The sequence below is a fragment of the Sulfitobacter sp. M22 genome, assembly GCF_021736025.1.
In the GTDB taxonomy this organism is placed as follows: domain Bacteria; phylum Pseudomonadota; class Alphaproteobacteria; order Rhodobacterales; family Rhodobacteraceae; genus Sulfitobacter; species Sulfitobacter litoralis.
Genome location: NZ_WMEC01000001.1, coordinates 1,960,375 through 1,980,031, shown reverse-complemented (window position 1 = coordinate 1,980,031; position 19,657 = coordinate 1,960,375). Strand labels below are relative to the sequence as shown.

The 19,657-nt window shown below is 61.1% G+C and carries 17 protein-coding genes; 6 read left to right on the top strand and 11 right to left on the bottom strand.

All coding sequences use genetic code 11. The features are described 5' to 3' along the window. Positions 1 to 72: 72 nt before the first annotated feature. Positions 73 to 1,404, bottom strand: a complete 1,332-nt coding sequence (locus GLP52_RS09720) for an aspartate aminotransferase family protein (RefSeq protein ID WP_237272285.1) — start codon at positions 1,402 to 1,404, stop codon at positions 73 to 75. Between the two features lie 202 nt (positions 1,405 to 1,606). Here GLP52_RS09720 and GLP52_RS09715 point away from each other — a divergent pair, with 202 nt between their 5' ends. Continuing rightward, the gene (locus GLP52_RS09715; protein ID WP_237272284.1) at positions 1,607 to 3,199 is read left to right on the top strand and encodes an FAD/NAD(P)-binding protein; all 1,593 of its coding nucleotides are present in this window, start codon (positions 1,607 to 1,609) and stop codon (positions 3,197 to 3,199) included. Here GLP52_RS09715 and GLP52_RS09710 read toward each other — a convergent pair. The 6 genes from GLP52_RS09710 to GLP52_RS09690 form a co-directional block, all read right to left on the bottom strand. Next, positions 3,196 to 6,312: an efflux RND transporter permease subunit gene (locus GLP52_RS09710; protein WP_237272283.1), complete on the bottom strand. Its 3,117-nt coding sequence runs from the start codon at positions 6,310 to 6,312 to the stop codon at positions 3,196 to 3,198. The genes GLP52_RS09715 and GLP52_RS09710 overlap by 4 nt on opposite strands. Then, a complete protein-coding gene (locus GLP52_RS09705) occupies positions 6,309 to 7,568 on the bottom strand; it encodes an efflux RND transporter periplasmic adaptor subunit (RefSeq protein WP_093733407.1) in 1,260 nt (419 codons plus the stop codon). The genes GLP52_RS09710 and GLP52_RS09705 overlap by 4 nt, the downstream gene beginning before the upstream one ends. Positions 7,569 to 7,661: 93 nt before the next feature. After that, positions 7,662 to 8,396, bottom strand: a complete 735-nt coding sequence (locus GLP52_RS09700; RefSeq protein ID WP_237272282.1) for a TetR/AcrR family transcriptional regulator — start codon at positions 8,394 to 8,396, stop codon at positions 7,662 to 7,664. An 8-nt stretch (positions 8,397 to 8,404) separates the two neighbouring features. Beyond that, positions 8,405 to 8,527 (bottom strand): hypothetical protein, encoded by a 123-nt coding sequence (locus GLP52_RS19500; RefSeq protein ID WP_272903618.1) that lies wholly within the window; start codon positions 8,525 to 8,527, stop codon positions 8,405 to 8,407. Positions 8,528 to 8,581: 54 nt separating this feature from the next. After that, on the bottom strand, positions 8,582 to 9,418 hold the full coding sequence (locus tag GLP52_RS09695; RefSeq protein ID WP_208596054.1) for an NAD-dependent epimerase/dehydratase family protein: 837 nt from the start codon (positions 9,416 to 9,418) through the stop codon (positions 8,582 to 8,584). Positions 9,419 to 9,520: 102 nt separating this feature from the next. Beyond that, positions 9,521 to 10,723, bottom strand: coding sequence for an NAD(P)/FAD-dependent oxidoreductase (locus tag GLP52_RS09690; RefSeq protein ID WP_237272281.1), 1,203 nt, complete (start codon positions 10,721 to 10,723; stop codon positions 9,521 to 9,523). A 284-nt stretch (positions 10,724 to 11,007) separates the two neighbouring features. Here GLP52_RS09690 and GLP52_RS09685 point away from each other — a divergent pair, with 284 nt between their 5' ends. The 4 genes from GLP52_RS09685 to GLP52_RS09670 all read left to right on the top strand — a co-directional run bounded on the left by GLP52_RS09685 (position 11,008) and on the right by GLP52_RS09670 (position 13,499). Then, positions 11,008 to 11,550: a sigma-70 family RNA polymerase sigma factor gene (locus GLP52_RS09685; protein ID WP_093733403.1), complete on the top strand. Its 543-nt coding sequence runs from the start codon at positions 11,008 to 11,010 to the stop codon at positions 11,548 to 11,550. Further along, a complete protein-coding gene (locus tag GLP52_RS09680; protein ID WP_237272280.1) occupies positions 11,547 to 12,236 on the top strand; it encodes an anti-sigma factor in 690 nt (229 codons plus the stop codon). Before GLP52_RS09685 ends, GLP52_RS09680 begins: the two co-directional genes overlap by 4 nt. 403 nt (positions 12,237 to 12,639) lie before the next feature. Next, positions 12,640 to 13,134 (top strand): peptide-methionine (R)-S-oxide reductase MsrB, encoded by a 495-nt coding sequence (gene msrB / locus GLP52_RS09675; protein ID WP_237272279.1) that lies wholly within the window; start codon positions 12,640 to 12,642, stop codon positions 13,132 to 13,134. Then, on the top strand, positions 13,134 to 13,499 hold the full coding sequence (locus GLP52_RS09670) for a DoxX family protein (RefSeq protein WP_237272278.1): 366 nt from the start codon (positions 13,134 to 13,136) through the stop codon (positions 13,497 to 13,499). Before msrB ends, GLP52_RS09670 begins: the two co-directional genes overlap by 1 nt. On the opposite strand, the gene hrpB is transcribed toward GLP52_RS09670, so the two are convergent. After that, complete coding sequence (hrpB, locus tag GLP52_RS09665; protein WP_237272277.1) at positions 13,496 to 15,910, bottom strand: ATP-dependent helicase HrpB; 2,415 nt, start codon at positions 15,908 to 15,910, stop codon at positions 13,496 to 13,498. The two genes, GLP52_RS09670 and hrpB, sit on opposite strands and share 4 nt — an antisense overlap. A 112-nt stretch (positions 15,911 to 16,022) precedes the next feature. Between hrpB and meaB the strand changes: the two genes are divergently transcribed. Beyond that, on the top strand, positions 16,023 to 16,994 hold the full coding sequence (gene meaB / locus GLP52_RS09660; protein ID WP_237272682.1) for a methylmalonyl Co-A mutase-associated GTPase MeaB: 972 nt from the start codon (positions 16,023 to 16,025) through the stop codon (positions 16,992 to 16,994). Here meaB and GLP52_RS09655 read toward each other — a convergent pair. The 3 genes from GLP52_RS09655 to fsa form a co-directional block, all read right to left on the bottom strand. After that, a complete protein-coding gene (locus tag GLP52_RS09655) occupies positions 16,991 to 17,938 on the bottom strand; it encodes a tyrosine recombinase XerC (RefSeq protein ID WP_237272276.1) in 948 nt (315 codons plus the stop codon). The genes meaB and GLP52_RS09655 overlap by 4 nt on opposite strands. Further along, positions 17,935 to 18,642 carry a DUF484 family protein gene (locus GLP52_RS09650; protein WP_138924223.1) on the bottom strand — a complete coding sequence of 236 codons (708 nt, stop codon included), beginning with the start codon at positions 18,640 to 18,642 and terminating at the stop codon, positions 17,935 to 17,937. Before GLP52_RS09650 ends, GLP52_RS09655 begins: the two co-directional genes overlap by 4 nt. A 251-nt stretch (positions 18,643 to 18,893) precedes the next feature. Continuing rightward, positions 18,894 to 19,547: a fructose-6-phosphate aldolase gene (fsa, locus tag GLP52_RS09645; RefSeq protein ID WP_037943306.1), complete on the bottom strand. Its 654-nt coding sequence runs from the start codon at positions 19,545 to 19,547 to the stop codon at positions 18,894 to 18,896. Positions 19,548 to 19,657: the final 110 nt, after the last annotated feature.

The window sequence follows — 19,657 nt, the reverse complement described above, 5'->3', positions numbered from 1 at the left end:
TAGCCCTTTCGTCTTGACCGGCAAGGCGGCCTTGACCGTCGCAGTAAAGCGGGGTCTGCCGTACATCACGCGCTATGGCGTGATCACGTCTGCAACAGCGTCTGCGAGGGTTTGAACGATGATATCTATCTCTTGTGGGGATGAGGTGTAGGCGGGCGCGAGGAGCACGTGGTCCCCGTTTGTGCCATCGGCGCAGCCTTGCGAGGGGTAGACCATCATGCCGCGTGCCTGTGCGGCGGCACCAATGCGGGGGGCGATGGTGTCAGCAGCGGGGAAGGGGGCCTTGTCGGCGCGGTTGGCGACGAGTTCGATGCTCCAGAACAGGCCGCGGCCTCGGATGTCGCCCACGTGAGGGTGATCTTTGAAGCGGGCGCTGAGCGCGGCGAACAGCTGCGCCCCCAGCTCGCAGACACGGGCAAGCAGATCATCATTTTCAATGACCTGCTGCACAGCCAGCGCGCCGGCGGTGGCGATGGCGTGCGACATATAGGTGTGCCCGTTCCACAGCTTACCGCTGCCCTGTTCGATGACCGACGTCACCTTTTGTGCGGCAATGACGGCGGCGATGGGCTGATAGCCTGCCCCCAATCCCTTGGCGGTAGTGGTGATGTCGGCGGCAATGCCTTCTTGCTCTAGTGCAAACAGCGTGCCGGTGCGCCCCATGCCGCACATCACTTCGTCCGCGATATAAAGCACACCATGCGCGTCGCATATCTCGCGGATGCGTTTGAAATATCCGGCAGGGGCGGGCTGTGAGCCGAGCGATGCCCCGACGATAGGCTCTGCCACAAAGGCCATCACGGTTTCAGGCCCTAGGGCAAGGATTTCGGCGTCCAGCAGATTGGCCATGCGTAGGGCGAAATCGCCTTCAGATTCACCCTCATTGCGCATGCGGTAGTCATAGGCCGCATCGATATGGCTGACGTCGATCAATAGCGGTGCGAACGGGGCGCGGCGTCCGGCGTGCCCGCCTGTGGCCAGCGCTGCCAGCGTGTTCCCGTGATAGCTGGGCTTGCGCGCGATAACCTTGCTGCGCGCGGTGTCGCCGCGTTCCACGTGGTACTGGCGGGCAAGCTTAAGCGCGGCCTCCATCGCTTCGGACCCGCTGCCCAGAAACATCACGCGGCCCTGACCGGTGCCCTCGGGGGCGCGGTCGATCAGAAATTTGGCGAGGTCTTCGGCAGGTTGGTTGGTAAAGGCCCCTGTATGGGCAAAGGCAAGCGTGTCGACCTGCGCCTTGATGGCGGCCCGAACGGTGGGGTGATCATGGCCAAGGCAGGACACCGCAGCCCCGCCACAGGCATCCAGATAGCGCTTGCCGGTGTCATCGATCAGATAATTGCCTTGGGCGGAAACGATACGGGGCAGATCGGCGTTCAGATCACGGTGGAACAGGTTGCTCATGGAGGGGACCAATGGTTGGAGAGAACTGCAAATTGCATAGGCCGCATTGTCACCATGCTCAAGATTTTCTTGGGACGGGCGCGCGACCAATCCCGCGACAGCAGGTCTTTTGCGTGTACCACATTGCTTTCTGCCGTGACGGTTTAAATAGTCAGTCAGCCCGACATAGCGCGAGGGCTGCCTTTTGAGAGATGGAAAACCAATGAAAAGCGCCAAGAACATTGCGATCATCGGGGCGGGGCCGATGGCGATCTATACGGTCAAGGAATTGATCAAGAGCGAAACACCGCTGTGTCTGTCGATCTACGACAAAGAGCAAGAAATGGGCTGCGGGATGCCGTATCGGTCGGGCATGAACGCGGACTACATGTATTGTAACGCGTTCAGCCGCGAGATCCCCCCGATCACCCGCGGTCTGGTCACATGGTTGCATGAACAGGACGACGACGCTCTGCGCGGCTTGGGGCTGACACGGGACGAGATTGACGCGCGCGACTTTTACCCACGGGTGTTGCTGGGTGTATTCTTTAGTGATGCGTTTCTTGATCTGTGCGAGGCAGGGCGCACGGCGGGGCATGACATACGGCTTTATCCACGTCACGAGGTGACAGATATCGAACCGATTGCAACGGGCGCGCGTCTGCACTTCACAGCCGCCGGTGACAGTCAGGCAGCGGAGTTCGACGAGGTCGTCATCGCGACAGGCCATGACTGGCCCGCGGCACCGAATATTGGCGAGGCTGATCTTGTGTCGCCTTGGCCTTATACCAACATCACCGCACTGCCCGCCGGAGAGATTGGCATTCTCGGGTCGTCCTTGTCGGCGATTGATGTGATTGTGACCCTGGGTCAAACCCATGGGACCTTCATTCACAAAGGCGACGATGTGCGCTGGTTCCCCAAAACTGATTGCAACGTGCCGCTGATCACGATGGTATCGCATAAAGGCATCATGCCAGAACCGGATTTCTTCTACCCCTATCCCTACGCGCCTCTGCGCCATATCAATGCTGAGGCGGTAGAGGCAGAGATTGCGAAAGGGTCAGACGGGCTGCTGCAACGGGTGTTTGATCTGCTGATCGCAGAGCTGAACGCCGATGCCCCCGCGTATATCGATGCACTTGGTCCGCAGGGGCAGACGATTGACGGCTTTGCCGACGCCTATTTCGATCACCGTGTGACGATGGGGGGGCTTCGGGCGTTGCGCGATACGTTGAACAGCGCAGTGGATACGATGCGCAACAAGGAGACCCAGCCGCACCGATATGTCTTGCTGCGCGGGCACGAGAACTTTGACCTGATCCTTGAACATCTGACGCAGGACGACCGCGCGCGGTTCTATGATAAGCTGATGCCGGTCTTTGGTGATTGCTATGCCGCGATCCCGCATATTTCGGTCAAGCGGGTCTTGGCGCTGTATGATGCGGGTGTGCTGCGGATCGTGCCAACGGGCGAGGAATCTACGTTCCGCAACACCCAAGACGGGGGCGTCTGCGCGCAAACGCTGGACGGCGAGCTACGCTTTGACGCGATGATCGACGCACGCGGGCAGGCTGCGGCAGCTTTGGGCAAGCTGCCTTTCCCGACGTTGACCAAGGGGCTGTCGGCCAAGGATGATCTGAAAACCCCGTTTCGGCTGGAGGTGCCAGCGCAGGATCGCGGCGCAATCTACTGCCTCGCGATGCCGCAAATCTTGACGCAGCATCCGTTTTCCCAAGGCCTGCCGAACTGCGCCGAGCTGGCACAGGTCGCGGTGCAGGACATGTTCGACCGGATGGCGGGGGCTGCGGCTTAGGCCGCGCCGCCCGCCGGCTGGGCGCGCTGCGCTTTCTTTTCGCCCAGCATCAACATGGCGGGGGTGACGATCAGGGTCAGCACCGTTGCAACCACCAACCCGCCGGCAATGGCCGAACTCAGCTCGGTCCACCACTGCGTCGAGGGCGCGCCATAAACGATCTCTCGGGTGAAGAAGTTCAGGTTCACGCCGATCACCATAGGCAGCAGCCCAAGCGCGGTGGTCACAGATGTCAGCACCACAGGCCGCAAACGCTGTGCGCCTGTGCGCAGCGCTGCCTCGAGCGGGGACAGGCCCATCTTCTTGAGGTCGTTATAGGTGTCGATCAGAACGATGTTATTGTTCACCACGATACCGGCCAGCGCAATCACCCCGATACCGCCCATCACGACGCCAAACGGGCGGCCTGTGACGATCAGTCCGAACAGCACACCGGTTACCGAAAAGACGATCGCGCTCATCACCACGAAGGCTTGGTAGAAGCTGTTGAACTGGACCACGAGGATGACGAACATCAAGAATATTGCAGTCGCAAAGGCCCCGACGAGGAAGACCATCGAATCCTGCTGGTCCTGTGCTTCGCCAGCAAAAGACGCTTCGACGCCCGAAGGCAGGTCCATTCCGTCAATCACGGCCTGAAGTGCGACCACCTGATCGTTAACCAACACATTCGGTGCCACATTCGCTTCGATCGTGATGACGCGGCGCTGGTCCACGCGGGTGATGGTGCCACTGCGCGGGGCTGGTTCGAAGGTCACGAAGTTCGAGATCGGGACCAGTCCCGCAGAGGTGGGCACGCGCAGGGATTGAAGCTCTTCGAGGGTGCGTTCCTGTGACGGGAAACGCACGTTGATATCGACCGATCCGTCAGCATCATCGGGGCGGTAATCCGCCACGGTAATGCCGCGGGTCAGCAGTTGCACCGCTTGCCCCAAGGTAGAGATATCGGCCCCGAAACGCGCAGCTTCTGAGCGGTTGACGGCCAGCCGCCATTCGACGCCGGGCAGGGGGCGTGTGTCGGTGACATCGGTGAACCCGCCAATCCTGTCCATCGCTACACGAATATTCTCGACCGCTGCGGCCTGCGCGTCCGGGTCGCTTGACCGGACGCGCAGATTGATCGGCTTGCCCGCCGACGGCCCGCTAGAGGCCGTTTGAACCTGCACATTGATCCCCGGGATGCTTGCCATATCGGTGCGGATATCCTCGCCAATCTCGGCGGCAGTGCGTCGGGTGTCCCATTCGGTAAACTCGATCTGGATGGTGCCGATGAGGTCAGCCGCATCCTGATTGCCCCCGCCCGACCGCGCGTAGACCGATGCGATTTCATCATAGTCGAACAGCCGTTCCTCGACCTTCCGCACCAGCGCGTCCTTTTCAAAGATCGAAAAGTTATCCCGCGCCCGGACTTGTACTTGGGCAAAGTCGGGCTCTACCGACGGGAAAAAGCTGATGCCGTTGCCGAATTGGCCATAGGCACCGAAACTCGCCAGCAGAAAGGTCACCGCCATGATCAACGTCGCCCAAGGACGCAGGATCGCGAATTGCAGCACACGGACGTAGCCGCCAGTGAAGCCTTTGAGCGTACGGGGGTCCCCGTTTTCAGCCGCATGGAGCGCCTGTTTCGCCGCCGCCGATTGCGGAGGCTTTTTGCCGATCAATCCGCCAACAACGGGGATAAAGATCAGCGCCATGAACAGCGACGCGGTTAGGGTCAGGATCACGGTGATCGGCAGGAACTTCATGAATTCGCCAACGGTACCGGTCCAGAACAGCAGCGGGAAGAACACCGATAGCGTGGTCGCGGTGGACGCGATGATCGGCCATGCCATGCGTTCAGCGGCAAAGCGGTAGGCGGCCCTGGGTGTATCCCCTTCTTGCAGCCGCCGGTCGGCCAGCTCGGTTGTCACGATGGCACCATCCACCAGCATCCCCACCACGAGGATCAGCGAGAACAGCACCACAAGGTTCATTGTATAGCCCATGACCAGCAGCGCGGTCACACCCGCGAGAAATGCACCGGGGATCGCAAGACCCACCAGCAGCGCAGACCGTATCCCAAGCGCCCAAACGATCACGATCATCACGAGGATGACGGCGGCGATCACATTCGCCTCCAGATCGCTGAGCATGGTTTCCACCTGCTCGCTTTCGTCCTGCATATAGTCGATAGTCACGTTTTCGGGCCAGTCGGCGCGGGTCTCTTCGATCAGCGCGCGCACGGCTGCAACCGTTTCGATGATGTTGGAGCCGGACCGTTTCTTGATCTCAAGCGCCAGCGCGGGTTGGCCGTCAATGCGGGCAAAGCCGGTGGGGTCTTCGAAGGTGCGCCGGATCGTGGCCACATCGGCAAAGGTCACCACCGTATCACCGCGCACTTTGACGGGCAGGGCCATAACGTCTTTGACATCCTCGATCAGACCCGGGACTTTCAGCACGATACGGCCCGCGCCGTTTTCGATGGCCCCAGCGGCAATCAGGCGGTTGTTGCGGTTGATCTGGCCGATCAGCTCTTCGAAGCTGATGTTATAGGTCTCGAACACGGTGGGGTCGATCAGGACCTCCAGCAGCTCGGTGCGGGCCCCGCCAACATCGACTTCAAGCACACCTTCCAGCCCCTCGATGCGGTCCGAAAGGTCTTCGGACAGTGTGTTGAGCGTGCGTTCGGGCACAGGGCCGGACATGAGGACCGTCAGGATCGGGAAAAGCGCCGTGTTGATTTCGGTCACAGTGGGGTCGGTGGCGTCTTCGGGCAGGTCCGGTTGGGCGCGGTCGACACCTTCCTTGACCTTGTCCAGCGCCGCTTCGGAATCGAAGCCCGGTTCGAATTCAAGCTGTACGCTGGCATAACCTTCGCCCGCGTTGCTGGTCATCTGCTTGAGCCCCGTGATCGCGCTGAGCTCTGTTTCTAGCGGTTCAACCAGCAGCCGTTCGGCATCCTGGGGAGAGATGCCATCAAGCCCGGTGGAGACATAGAAGATCGGGATCGGAATCTCCGGAGAGCTTTCCTTGGGGATCGACATATAGGCATAGGCCCCCACGGTGAGGATCATCAGCAGGGCCATCACCACCACCCGCGAGCGGCTGAAGGCCGCCTGGATCAGAGCGTTCATTGTTTGGCTTCCTGTGTGCTACCGGCTGGCGCTGTGTCGGCGTCACCGCTGATGATCTGGCCGTTGCCCTTGGCGGGGGCCTCAGCCTTTGACACGCTTTGAACGGACGGCTGTGCGGGGGCGTCGTCCGTTTTCGCGTCGTCGTTCTGGATCGTGGGGACAACGGTTTCGCCGTCATTCACGAAGCCCTGACCGATGGTGATGATCTGCGCGGCTTCCGGCAGGCCCGAAATCCAGATGCCATCGGTTTGTGCGCGCACGATGGCGACCTCGTGAAAGGTGACCTTATTGGCGTCGTCCACCGTCTTGATCCCAAGCGTCCCGTCGGTATCCAGCGACAGGATCGCAGGCGACACGAAATGCGCGGTCAAGGTGCCCGTGGGAATGCGCAGCTGCGCGCTGATGCCGGCGGGGATCGTGCCGTCGGCGTTGGGCACGTCGATATCGGCGGTAAAGGTGCGGGTTTCGGCATTGGCACTGGTGCCGACAAACGACACGGTGCCGGTGCTGGTTATGCCGGTGATAAAGGACACTTCGGCGGTTTGACCGACCTTGATATCTTGTAGCGATTGTTGCGGGATCTGGATGCGGATCGACAGCGGCGTGTTGTCCACGATGCGGCCAATGTCACTGGCGGTTTGCACAATCTCGCCCTCGTTGATGTCCAACGCCTCTAGGCGTCCGGCAAAGGGGGCGCGGATTTCGGTGTTTTCAATGGCGTCCTGCGCAGAGGCAACACCTGCTTGGGCGGCGGCTAGCGTGGCTTGGGCCTGTGCCACCCGATCCACAGTGGACACGCCACGGTTCAGCAACGCTTGGGCATTGTCGAATTCACGTTGCGCGCGGTTCAGCTCTTCTTCGGCACGGGTGAGGTCGGATTGGCGCGTGGTCGTATCAAAGCGCGCGATGACTTGGCCGGCCTCAAGATCGGCCCCTTTGGCGACCAACACCTCTTTGATCTGGCCGGAAATCTCGGCGCGGATGGCGGTGTCGCGGTCGGGTAGGGCCTGACCTTCGGCCACGAACACCTGTTCGATTTGCTGCGCCCGAGACTGGCGCACCGCAACCGAGACAGCCTTGACCGGTGTCGCGGACTTGGCGACGGGCTCTGCACTTTCGGACGGCAGGATATACCCGCTGCCCATCCACCCGATGATGGCGACCGCAAGCCCGCCTGCAACCCAGCGGGAGCGGCTAGAGCCCGCATCGCTTTCAAAGCGAAGCGTCTGGCGGTCGGTTTTAAGTGTCTCGTTCATCTATGTCGTTCCTAGGCAGTGCCGACTGATGTGATCGCGGCGGGTGTCACATTCGGCGATGGGGTAATGCGGCGATGGGGGCGCGAGGACGTGCTATGCGTGCACGATCGCCTCCAGCATCAGCCGGTAATCAGAGGGTTTGGACAGCAGGATACTGCCCTGCGGCAGGCCGAGCATCCTATCCATAAGCGCAGCTTCGGCAGTCATACGATCATTCAGACGGGTCGTGGCCTCTGCAATGTCGCCCTCCTGAGCCGTCTGCACCGCGCTTTGAAGCGCCTTGCGCCGGTCGTGCGACATGGCGATGATCGTGCCAGCGACGAGGTTTATGTCAGGCACGTCAAAGGCACCTTCATCGACCCCATGGGAAATAATGTCGTGCAATACGGGAAGGGCAATTGCATCGACCGATGCGGTGATCCGGTGTGACAGCATCTCGTTTCCGGGACGTAGCATCATATCAATAAAGAACTTGAGCTGCGCGCCTTGTTGAACTTTCCAGCGGTTCGTCTCGGCTAGAAACGCGTTGAACCTGTCCAGCGCGCCCCCTTTTGCTGCGGCCCGCACGGCCTGCGCGGTTTTCAAAGCCTCGCCGGTGAAATGCTGCACGATACCGTCAAGCAAATCTTCCTTGGCGGTGAAGTGGTGGTAAAATCCGCCCTTGGAAATGCCCGCCTGTTTTAGCACATCTGCGATGGTCACGTTGTCCCAGCCATGGGCAAAAAACAGCGATTGCGCCGCGTTCAGGATATGCGCGCGACGCTCGTTCGGTGCCATACGCTGCCGCTTGGGCACGCTGGGTTTCTGCTTTTGCTCAGTGGTGTTCATGATCAACCTTACAAACCGACGGTCGGTAGGTAGGTGCGGTGGTGCGTGCCGTCAAGTGGTATGCCACTTGCCCTTACGTTATGTGGGCGGATCACGATCCGTTTCTCGACGCGGTACATATCAAACCGCATCTGGACGCATGGCGCACGGGGCAGCAGGCAATCAGCTGCCCCGTTTCTAAGACCTCAGGTGGTTTTCTTGTCGTTGACGATGTTCATCGACGCCACGCCGCTTTCGCCCAGATCAACGGCGGCAAAGGGGCCGCCGTGGTGCATCTGGCCGGGGTCTTTCAGATCGACCGGTGGTGCTTGGGCAAGGATTTCTGCGGCGAACTGTTCCGCGTTGTCTTTCGGGCGGTAGCCGAGGAAGGACGCTTTGGCATTGTCCACGGGGGCGCGGTCGTTGTTGGACACGCCGTAGACAACGCTGAAGCCGACCGACGGCGTATCAACGGCGCGGGTGACCAGCTGGATCAGATCGTCATAGGACAGCCAAGACCCCAAAGCGCGGGTGTTGTTGACCTGTGCGCAGCTGAGGATACGCAGGCACACGGCCTCTAGCCCGCGTTTGTCCCAATACATCGACGCAAGGTCTTCGCTAAAGCATTTGGCGAGGCCGTAGAACGTATCGGGTTTGTGGGGCGCGTCGATGCCGATGAAGTCGGATTTCTTGTGCATGCCTACGGCGTGGATTGACGAGGCATAGACGACCCGTTGCAACCCGTGCTGATAGGCGGCTTCCCACACGTTGTAAGACCCGACAAAATTCGGCCCCAGCAGTTCCTCGAAGGGTTTCTCGTCGACGATGGCACCGAAGTGGACAACCATATCGGCACCTTCCAGCAGCGGCGCGATCTGGTCATAGACGGCGACATCGGCCTTGGCGTAGCTTTCGCCTTCGTAGAGCGTGCCGATATCATCGACGATGTCGGTGCTGACCAGTTCTTGGCACATCTTGGACAGGGGTTCACGCAGGTAAGACCCAAGCCGCCCTGCGGCCCCCGTCAGAACCAGTTTCTTCATCATGTCGTTTTCCTTCCACTATCGTTTTGCGAGGCCAAGCAAGGCTGCGCGCCCGCACAAAGGGGTGTTGCCTGGTATGGGTATGTCATCGGGGCAGGGGGATCAAATCACCGCCTTTTCAATCAGCGATTGGTTTTGCTCGATCCGGCGGTAGGCGTAGGGGCTTAGGTCCAGCGTGCGGTATGCGCCATAGGCAATCCATTCGGCGATCCCGCGCCCCAACGCAGGGGCCTGCTGTAGCCCGTGACCCGAGAAGCCATTCAGACACAGGAAATTCTCGACCACACTGTGCGGACCGACAATCGCGTTCTGATCCAGCGTGTTATAATCGTAGTGCCCTACCCATTCGTTGATCACCTTGACCTGATCGAACTGCGGGACGCGGGTCGCGATGGCGGGCCAAACCTTGTCCTCCCACAGGCTGTGGTCAAAGGCAAAGTCATCATAGGCGACCGCAGGGTCTTCGTACGGGGGGCAACCGGCCATATAGTATTTCCCTTCGGTTCTGAAATGTACGCCCGAGGGGTCAATCGTCAGCGGCAGGTCGCGGTCCAGCGGTTTGGCGGCATCGAACACAAAGGTGTAGCGTTTGCGCGGCTCGACCGGCAGGGTGATCCCAGCCATGCCTGCCGTCGCAGCCGCCCGCGGACCAGAGGCATTGACCACCGTCCCGCAGGCCACGGTCGCGCCGGATTTCAGCCTCACATGGGTGACGGATTTGCCACCGGGGGCTTTGGTCATCGCCGTCACTTCGTCGTGCAGATATTCCACCCCGTTGCGGCGGGCCATGCGTTTGAACCAGTCAAACATGGTGCCGCCGTCAAAATAGCCTTCGTCCACACGGTTGTGGTTGGCGGCTAGGATGTCATCAAGTTGGTAGAAAGGATAGGCGGCGGCGACTTCGGCGGGGGTCATGTGTTGCGTGCCAGCCCCCAGTGCCATTTGGATTTTCTGGTTCTGCTGCAAGGTTTTTGCAAACTCAGGCGTGTCTGCAAGGTACAGATAGCCAAAGCTTTGCAGCGCCAGATGCGGCACCTCTGGATCATCGCCCATAAACCGGCGGAAATTCTTGATGAACTCGGCGCCGAACTGCGACACCTGCACGTTAATTGATGAACTGAACTGCTGCCGGATACAGCTGTTGGTGTGGCTGGTGGCGGCAAATTCATAGGTCGGGTCGCGCTCGACCACCAGAACCCTACCGTCAAAACCTGCCATCTGCGTCAGCCACCATGCGACCGATGATCCAAAGATCGCGCCACCAATGATGACAACGTCGTAGGTGTGGTGTGTCGGGTGCGGCATCGCGATGCTCCTTTCGTGACCTGCAAGCAGCCTTGGCGCGATGCGCCGCTGGCCAGCCATGACCCGACTAAACGCGCAAGATTGCGCTGCGTCCATAGCTTGTGAACATGGGCATCCATTTCTGCGGCCTCGCGCCGGTGCACCGATTACGCATTGGCCAATCCGCTGAAGCTGGGGTACACAAAACTGTCCGGTGTTAAGGTGGTGCTGGACAAATGTACTGAGTGCCGTAGGTTTCGGCGTAACGCTGAAAACACGTTCTGGTGGAGAGATGGCCCGTGCAAATGGACCGACAAGAGATCGAAAACTTGATTGCCCGTGTCGCGTTGAAAGATCGCGCAGCGTTTGACCAACTGTACGATCGCGTTTCCTCGAAACTTTTCGGGGTTTGTCTGCGTGTGTTGAACAAACGCGCCGCAGCAGAGGACGCCATGCAAGACAGTTTCGTCAAAATCTGGAACAATGCCGACAAGTACAACGCCAATGGTCTTAGCCCGATGACGTGGTTGATTACGATTGCGCGGAATACGTCGATTGACCGGCTGCGCGCGCGTAAGAAAGGCCATCAGGATGTGAACACGCCCGGCTTTGAGCTTGTGTCGCCCGGACCCACGCCGGAACAATATGCTGTGGCCTCCTCCGAGGCGTCGCGCCTTTCGGGGTGTCTTGATACGCTGGAAGAAGACCGCGGCCGCGCCATTCGCGGGGCCTATCTGGACGGCGATACCTATTCGGATCTGGCTGAACGCTTTGGTGTCCCGCTGAACACGATGCGCACATGGCTGCGCCGTGGCCTGATCGCCCTGCGGGAGTGTATGAGCCAATGACCCAAACGCCTGAAATGCCCGATGACGATCTGCTCGCCGCTGAAATGGTGCTGGGTCTGTCCTCTGACGATGATATGATCGCTGCCCGCCGCCGCATCGGAACCGAACGCGATTTCGCTGACCGCGTTGTGTTCTGGCAGGAACGCATGACCGCGATGACCGACGGGATTGACCCTGTCGCGCCGCCTGCGCGGATCAAGAAAAAGCTGATGGCACAGGTCTTCCCGAAACAGCGGGTTACGATCCTGCAACGCCTGTGGCTGTGGCAAGGTGTGGCGATGGCATCGCTGCTTTTTGCAGGCTACCTAGGGGTGCAACTGCTTGAGGTCAAAACACAACCTGGTGGTCAGCCGACCGTTCTGGCGGCGCAGCTGGTCAGTGAGAGCAGCCCGTTGCAGGTGTTGGCCGTGGTCGAACCCGTCAAGCACGAGATCGCGCTGCGCCGCGTCGCGGGCACCGCGAACGAGGGTCGTGTGCTAGAGCTTTGGGCGATCCTGCCCGATCAGGCCCCGGTTTCCTTGGGCGTTCTGCCTGACAGCGAGACGACGCGGATCCTTGTACCGTCAGAGCTACGCAGCCAGGCGGCACAGATCACGCTGGCGATTTCGGATGAACCCGTCGGCGGCTCGCCTACAGGTGCACCTACCGGCGCTGTGCTGGCCGCAGGTGCCATGTCTGAGCTTTGACCCGCATTTAACGGGCTAACCACTGTATGTATTCGGGTTTCGCGCGCTTTTGAGCGGGCGAAACTTCTGTTTCTAAACGGTTTTCAAGAAAGTTTACTAAAAGCTGCGATTTTTTACCTTCGCAGCGAAACTTCTTATTTCCGTCTTCCGTGTATCTCATCAACTCAGGTCGACACAGGCAACGCGCCCATGTCGCTGAGGGTCCGCGCCGTTTTTGTTTGGCGTGGTTTGGTAACAAGTTTGTTGTCGCGGAACCTTGTGTTCCGCCAACGGGTTTATCCAGTAACGGCACCTTTGTGTCAGGTAACGAGTACCGCCGGATGTCTGCGCCCTGCGCAACATCCGGCGGCCCTTTCAACAGACATCCAATCTATCCGCAGTACCGCGACCTTAAGGGGGTATTATGAAACGCCGGAATTTTCTGAAATGCACAACGATGACGATGGCGGCCTTGCCGTTTGGCGTAGGCGCGGCGGCGCAGGCGGGGACCGTGGCGCAGGGCGACTTTGAAGTCAGCCGCACCCCTGCCGAATGGCGCGCGCAACTGGGCGATGACGCATATGCCGTCCTGCGCGAGGGTGATACCGAACGCGCGTTTACCAGCCCGCTGAACGATGAGGTCCGCAAAGGCGTGTTCCACTGCAAAGGTTGTGATCAGGCGCTTTATAGTTCGAAGACCAAGTTCAAAAGCGGCACCGGCTGGCCCAGCTTCTTCGCCCCGCTGGACGATGCTGTCGAAACGATGCCGGACAAGGGGTTCTTTACCACGCGGACCGAGGTGCATTGCGATCGCTGCGGCGGCCATCTGGGCCATGTGTTCGATGATGGCCCCGCACCCACGGGCAAACGCCACTGCATTAACGGTCTGGCGATGACCTTTGCGCCTGCCGCTGCCTGATGCTGCGAGTTTCGTCTGTTGTAATTTACGTGGGCCGCCTGCTTTTGGCGGCCCTTTTTGTTGCGGGGTGTGTGCAAAAGCTCGTTGACCCCGCTGCGGCGCAGGGTTTGCTGGCGGATCGCGGATTGCCCGTGTTCCTCGTCTGGCCCGCGATGCTATTCAACGGGGTGGCGGCGATCAGCCTGATCTTCGGCCTTTGGCTTGCCCCGATGAGCTTTGCGTTGGCGCTGTATTGTATGGCGACCAGCGTCTTCCACTTTATCCCCGATGATCCATGGCAGATGTCGATCTTTGTCAAGAACTGGGCGATTGCGGGCGGGCTGCTGGTCCTTGCTGGCCACGCCGCGACAAAACCAGCTCCTTAGGTGCCGCGTGGCTTGACCCGCAGCGTGGGGTCAGCCTGCGTCGGGTCTTCGGGCCAGGGGTGACGCGGATAGCGGGCGCGCATATCCTTGCGCACGTCGGCATAGGACCCCGCCCAGAACCCCGGCAAATCGGTGGTCACCTGCACGGGTCGCTGCGCGGGGGACAGCAGCGTGATCTGCAAGGGCTGGCCTGCGATCATGGGGTGACGGGTGGTGCCAAAAACCTCTTGCAGACGCAGGGCGATCTGGGGCTGCGTTTCGCTATAATCAATCGCGATCTTGCGCCCCAGCGGCGTGGTGAAATGTGCAGGGGCGGCGCGGTCGAGCGTCTGCTGGTCGTCCCAGCTGAGCCGCGCGGTCAGGGCGGGCAGTAAATCAAACGCCTTCCAGTCGGCGGTGCTGCGGACACCTGCCAGGTGACCGGGCAACCAATCCTCCAAGGTCCCAAGCAGATGATCCTCGCTGAAATCGGGGAAACCATCGCCCATCAGCCGTGCCCGTGCCAGAAACAGTGCCGCCGCTTTGCCGGGCATTAGCCCCAGCTGCCGCACCCCGTCGAGCATGGCCTGCGCGATGTCTTCGGCGGGGGCGTCGGACCATGCCCTGTCGTCGAGCACCAGCGCCCCAAAACGTTCCTGCTGCCGCGCCAGAACACGGCCCTCGCGTCGGGACCAAATGCAGACCTGATGCCATGCAATCTGATCGGGGAAGGTATCGCGCAGATCGCTGTCGGACAGGCGCGCGGCTTGGCGAATGCGCGCCTCGCGCGGGTCGCCATCAAGGTCGGTCGCCACCAGCAAACGTTCCCCCGCCAGCGGATCGCTCTCGGACAGGATCGCGCCCTTGCCACCGGACATCACAAACCGCGGCGCGTCCCCTTTGCGCCGCAGCGCGATCCTGTCGGGATAGGCGAGTGCGGCGAGCATCCCCAACGTGTCGGGGCCGGTGCCAGTTTGGCCGCGTGCCAGCCGTTTGGCGTCTTGTTTGATGCGGGCAAGGGCGGCGTGGTTGACCTCGGCGGGAACACGTTTGCCCGCGACTGCTTCCAGACGCAGCCCCAAATCGACAGAGCCGCCGCGCAAAGGGTCACGTTCCGACAGGATCGCAGCAAGGGTCGGGGCGCTGCGTCCGCCCTTGGCAACCATATGGGCCAGTCGCGGGTGCAACGGCATCTTGGCCAAAACGCGGCCATGGTCGGTGATGCGGCCCGTCACATCCAGCGCGCCAAGCATATGCAACACGCTTTGCGCCTCGGCCAGACGGCCTTCGTGGGGCGGGGTCACGAATTTCAGATCGCTGGCCTGTGCGCCCCAGACCGCCAGTTCCAACGCAAAGGCACATAGATCGCCCGCCTCGATCTCGGCGGGGGGGTAGGCGGTAAGCGCACCTTCCTCGCCGCGTGTCCAAAGCTTGAACGCGGCCCCTTCGGATACACGCCCCGCACGGCCCGCGCGCTGCGTCGCCTCGGCGCGGGTCACGCGGTCGGTGACCAGCCACGACATGCCCGAAGACGGATCGAACTGCGCTCGCCGTGCGCGACCCCCGTCCACCACGATTTGCACCCCTTCGATGGTCAGGGAGGTTTCCGCGATAGAGGTCGCCAGCACAATTTTGCGTCCCGTTTTGGCGGGGGCAATCGCAGCGCGCTGCGCTTTGAAATCCATCGCGCCGAAGAGCGGAGCAAGCGTGCAATCCGCAGGCAGCCGCCCGGTCAGCGCGCTCTCAACCCGCCGTATCTCGCCTTCGCCGGGCAGGAACACCAGCGCCGAGCCTGGGGCGGTGTCCAGCGCATGCAGCACCAGGTCGGCAGCGGCCTGTTCAAACCGTTGCTTGCCCACTGGCCGGTCCAGCCAATGGGATGTGACCGGAAAGCTGCGCCCTTCGGAGGTGACCACCGGGGCCTGCATCAGGGCGGCGACGGGGGCGGCGTCCAGCGTGGCGGACATGGCGACGATCAACAGGTCATCGCGCAGCGCTTCGGCCACCTCTAGGCAAAGCGCGAGGCCCAGATCCGCGTTCAGGGACCTTTCGTGGAATTCGTCAAAGATAACCGCACCGACACCGGGCAGGTCGGGGTCGTCTTGCAACATGCGGGTCAGGATGCCCTCGGTCACGACCTCGATCCGCGTGGCCTTGCTGATGGCGCTGGCACCGCGCACACGAAAGCCCACAGTTTGCCCCGGATCTTCGCCCAAGGTCGCGGCCATACGTTCGGCGGCTGCACGCGCGGCAAGGCGGCGCGGTTCCAGCATCAGGATGCGGCCAGCGGTCAGCCCTGCGTCCAGCATTGCCAGTGGGACGCGGGTGGTCTTGCCCGCACCGGGGGGCGCTTGCAGCACAACGCGGCCACTGCTGCGCAGCGCGTCGATCACCTGTGGCATGACGTGGTCTATGGGAAGAGTAAAAGCCATATCGGTGGTTATGGGCGAAAGCCGCGGCGGGGCCAAGGGCCGGCCTGCGGTCTGGACATTTGCGCCTGTGGGATTGAAAATATGGGGCAAGAGGCGCGAGGGGGCAGAACCTATGAACAACGATGATTTGGCCAAGGGCATAGCAGCAGGCGAACGCCGTGCGTTGGCACGGGGGATCACGCTGGTCGAATCCGGGCGTGACGATCACCGCGCACAGGCAACGGAACTGCTCGCAGCTTTGCCAAAAGGACGCGAGGCGCTGCGGATTGGTCTTTCTGGCACGCCGGGGGTTGGGAAATCCACGTTTATCGAAAGCTTTGGGATGATGCTGATCCGGCGCGGGCTTAAAGTGGCTGTGCTGGCGATCGACCCGTCCTCTTCGCGGTCCGGCGGGTCGATATTGGGGGATAAGACTCGCATGGATCTCTTGTCACGCGAGCGCGATGCTTTCATCCGCCCGTCGCCCAGCCAAACGCATCTGGGCGGCGTTGCCCGCCGCACCCGCGAGGCGGTGACCCTCTGCGAGGCAGCTGGCTTTGACGTGGTGCTGATCGAAACGGTCGGCGTCGGCCAGTCCGAGACTGTGGTGGCCGAGATGTCAGATGTGTTCTTGCTGTTGCTGGCCCCCGCAGGCGGGGACGAACTGCAAGGTGTCAAGCGTGGCATCATGGAGATGGCGGATATCATCGTGATCAACAAAGCCGATGGGGACCTGAAACCCGCCGCGTCGCGCACCTGCGCCGATTATGCCGGTGCCCTGCGCTTGCTGCGCAAACGGCCTCAAGATCCCAAGGGATTTCCCAAAGCGATGATGGTCTCTGCGTTACAGGAAAACGGGCTAAACGAAGCGTGGGCAGAGGTAGAGACGCTGACAGATTGGCGGCGTGCCCAGGGGTTCTGGCAGCACGCCCGTGCCGCTCAGGCGCGCTATTGGTTCGAGCAGGCGGTAAAACAAGCGTTGTTGGCGCAGTTGGAAAAGCCAAAAGCCAAGGCCGCGCTGACCGAGCTGAGCGACCGTGTGGCGCAGGGACTGGCCGACCCGACCAAAGCGGCGCAGGATTTCGTCACCCAGCTGGATCGTTAATTGCCGCCGCCCGCCTTGGGGTGGGCGCGGTTGTAGACATCCATCAAGCGGGCGGTATCAACGGCGGTATAGGCTTGGGTGGTGGAGAGCGACGCGTGGCCCAATAGCTCTTGGATCGCACGCAAATCGCCGCCCGCATCCAGCAGATGCGTGGCAAAGCTGTGGCGCAGCGCGTGGGGTGTGGCGCTGGCGGGCAGGCCAAGCTGCATCCGTGCGTCCGCCATGACCTGCGATATTGCCCGCGCGGCCAAGGGGCCACCACGCACCGCGCGAAACAACGGCGCGTCCCGTTCCCGACCATAGGGGCAGACCTGCAAATAGGCGTCCACCGCATCGCGTGCCGCGGGCAGGACAGGCACCACCCGTTCCTTGCCCCCCTTGCCGACGATGCGCAGCACCTCTGGCAGGGGCGCGTCGGCACCCTTGAGGCCAAGCGCCTCGGATATGCGCAGCCCGCAGCCCCACAGCAGGGTCAGCACCGCCACATCCCGCGCGGCCACCCACGCATGGCGCGATTGCATTTCAACGCTGTCGATCATCGCTTGCGCCGCATCAATCGCCAGCGGACGCGGTAGCTTTTTGGGGAATTTCGGTGATCTGGTCGACAGCACGGCGGTGGGCTCGAACCCCTCACGCTCTGCCAGCCAGCGGTAGAACGCCTTGACCGCCGACAGTTTGCGGGCCATCGACCGCGGTCCGACATCGGCGCTGCGCGTCTGCGCCATCCAAGCGCGCATGTCTGTGATGGTGATCTTTGACAGCGCGCCCAGACCTTGGCTGTCGCCTTTGTGCAGGGTCATGAAAGCGAGGAAATCGATCAAATCTCCCCGATAGGCAGTAATCGTATTTTCAGCCGCGCCCCTGAGCGCACGCTGATGGTCCAGCCAGTTTTGCAGGGCGTCCCGCGCGGCGGGGCTGATCAGAATCGCGTTTGCGCCGCTCAAGACAGCCAGCGGCGCATTGTCCGCTCGAACACGCCGGCGAAGAACCCCAGCAGGTCGGTGCCTTGTTGCGGGCTGAACATATGGGGGTCTTCCGACCCGAGGATCAGCAGGCCCGGCAAACGGCCCGCACCAAAGTTCAGCTTGAGGCAGGCTTCGGACCGGATCCAGTCGGCAGATCCGCCGTAGATATGTTCGGGGCTGTGCTGGACACCGCGCAAGGTAACCTGACGCACCGTGCCGCCGCGCCCGTTTGACAGATAGTCGTCGATGAACCCCGGCTCTGCTACGTTCAGCACATCGCCCAAACGCTTGATCGCGGGATCATCGTCATTCTCGGCAGATTCCAACACCAGTCGCACAGCGTCGACCCGCAGGATATCGGCAACCTCGCCCCCGAGATCCTTGAGGAAGGGTTCGAAATCTACAGGGTCAAGCATGCGCAGGATCGCGCGGTGAATCTGGTTGGTCCCCGCAAGGTTCTCATAGGCCGCGGCGATCACGTTGCGGTGTGTGTCCTCAAGCCGGTCCAGACGGGTTTCCAGCCGGTCCATGGCGATGCCGCGCAGATCGACGATATTGCCCCCCATCGCGCGTTCATTCGCGGCGATCAGGGCCTGCATCACGTCGTTGTCGTCAAGGATGACGTCGGGCTGTGAAATAATCGCTTCCCGAAGGGAATCTTCGATTTTGTGGTTACTGCTCATGCGGGTCTCTTTTTTATATTTGGCACTGACATAGCATGCGCGTCAGGCTAAATCTGCTTTTTTCTTTTGGTATAGGGGTGGTATTTCGGCGTCAAACCGCCCGTTTGCGATGCAACGGCGGGGCGGAGGCAAGGCAGCGTCGGCGCGGCTTTGATCCGGGGCGCATGTGGCACTGCCGCGTGACATGCGGGGTGGGGTGGGCACGCGCAGAAGTGTGGCGCGTACCCCTTTGTCTGGGCTTGATCAGGCGATCAGAGGATGTTCTGACCTGTCTTTGCCCAGTCTGCCATAAAGGTCTCAAGACCCTTGTCTGTCAGCGGGTGCGACGCCAGTTTCTTGATCACTTCTGGCGGGGCGGTCATGACATCGGCACCGATACGCGCGGCATCCAGCACGTGGTTCACGGTGCGGATCGACGCGGCAAGGATTTCGGTTTCAAAGCCGTAGTTATCATAGATGGTGCGGATGTCCTGGATCAGGTCCATACCGTCAAGGTTGATATCATCCAAACGCCCGATGAACGGAGAGATGAATGTCGCACCCGCTTTGGCGGCGATCAACGCTTGGTTTGCCGAGAAGCAGAGCGTGACGTTAACCATCTTACCCTCGTCCGAAAGCACTTTGCACGCTTTCAGGCCGTCCCAGGTCAGGGGCAGTTTTACGGTGATGTTCTCAGCGATCTCGGCCAACTTGCGGCCTTCGGCGATCATGTCGTCCGCTTTGGTGGCGACAACTTCGGCAGAGACGGGGCCGTCGACCAGATCACAGATCTCTTTTGTGACTTCCAGAATGTTGCGGCCGGATTTCAGGATCAGCGACGGGTTTGTTGTGACCCCGTCTACCATCCCCAGATCGTTCAGTTCGGCGATGGCATCGATTTCGGCGGTATCTACGAAGAATTTCATGTTACGTCCTTCAGGTTGGAATAGGCAGCAGGAATGGCTATGTCTGTCGCCTAGGGCTTTAGCGCATCATCCGACAAGCTGGAACCCTAATTCCCGTAACCCCGGCCCGG

Coding starts and splice junctions, on each gene's coding strand:
- GLP52_RS09720 (WP_237272285.1), bottom strand. CDS start 1,404: ATGAGCAACCTGTTCCACCGTGATCTGAACGCCGATCTGCCCCGTATC.
- GLP52_RS09715 (WP_237272284.1), top strand. CDS start 1,607: ATGAAAAGCGCCAAGAACATTGCGATCATCGGGGCGGGGCCGATGGCG.
- GLP52_RS09710 (WP_237272283.1), bottom strand. CDS start 6,312: ATGAACGCTCTGATCCAGGCGGCCTTCAGCCGCTCGCGGGTGGTGGTG.
- GLP52_RS09705 (WP_093733407.1), bottom strand. CDS start 7,568: ATGAACGAGACACTTAAAACCGACCGCCAGACGCTTCGCTTTGAAAGC.
- GLP52_RS09700 (WP_237272282.1), bottom strand. CDS start 8,396: ATGAACACCACTGAGCAAAAGCAGAAACCCAGCGTGCCCAAGCGGCAG.
- GLP52_RS19500 (WP_272903618.1), bottom strand. CDS start 8,527: ATGCGGTTTGATATGTACCGCGTCGAGAAACGGATCGTGATCCGCCCA.
- GLP52_RS09695 (WP_208596054.1), bottom strand. CDS start 9,418: ATGAAGAAACTGGTTCTGACGGGGGCCGCAGGGCGGCTTGGGTCTTAC.
- GLP52_RS09690 (WP_237272281.1), bottom strand. CDS start 10,723: ATGCCGCACCCGACACACCACACCTACGACGTTGTCATCATTGGTGGC.
- GLP52_RS09685 (WP_093733403.1), top strand. CDS start 11,008: ATGGACCGACAAGAGATCGAAAACTTGATTGCCCGTGTCGCGTTGAAA.
- GLP52_RS09680 (WP_237272280.1), top strand. CDS start 11,547: ATGACCCAAACGCCTGAAATGCCCGATGACGATCTGCTCGCCGCTGAA.
- msrB (WP_237272279.1), top strand. CDS start 12,640: ATGAAACGCCGGAATTTTCTGAAATGCACAACGATGACGATGGCGGCC.
- GLP52_RS09670 (WP_237272278.1), top strand. CDS start 13,134: ATGCTGCGAGTTTCGTCTGTTGTAATTTACGTGGGCCGCCTGCTTTTG.
- hrpB (WP_237272277.1), bottom strand. CDS start 15,910: ATGGCTTTTACTCTTCCCATAGACCACGTCATGCCACAGGTGATCGAC.
- meaB (WP_237272682.1), top strand. CDS start 16,023: ATGAACAACGATGATTTGGCCAAGGGCATAGCAGCAGGCGAACGCCGT.
- GLP52_RS09650 (WP_138924223.1), bottom strand. CDS start 18,642: ATGAGCAGTAACCACAAAATCGAAGATTCCCTTCGGGAAGCGATTATT.
- fsa (WP_037943306.1), bottom strand. CDS start 19,547: ATGAAATTCTTCGTAGATACCGCCGAAATCGATGCCATCGCCGAACTG.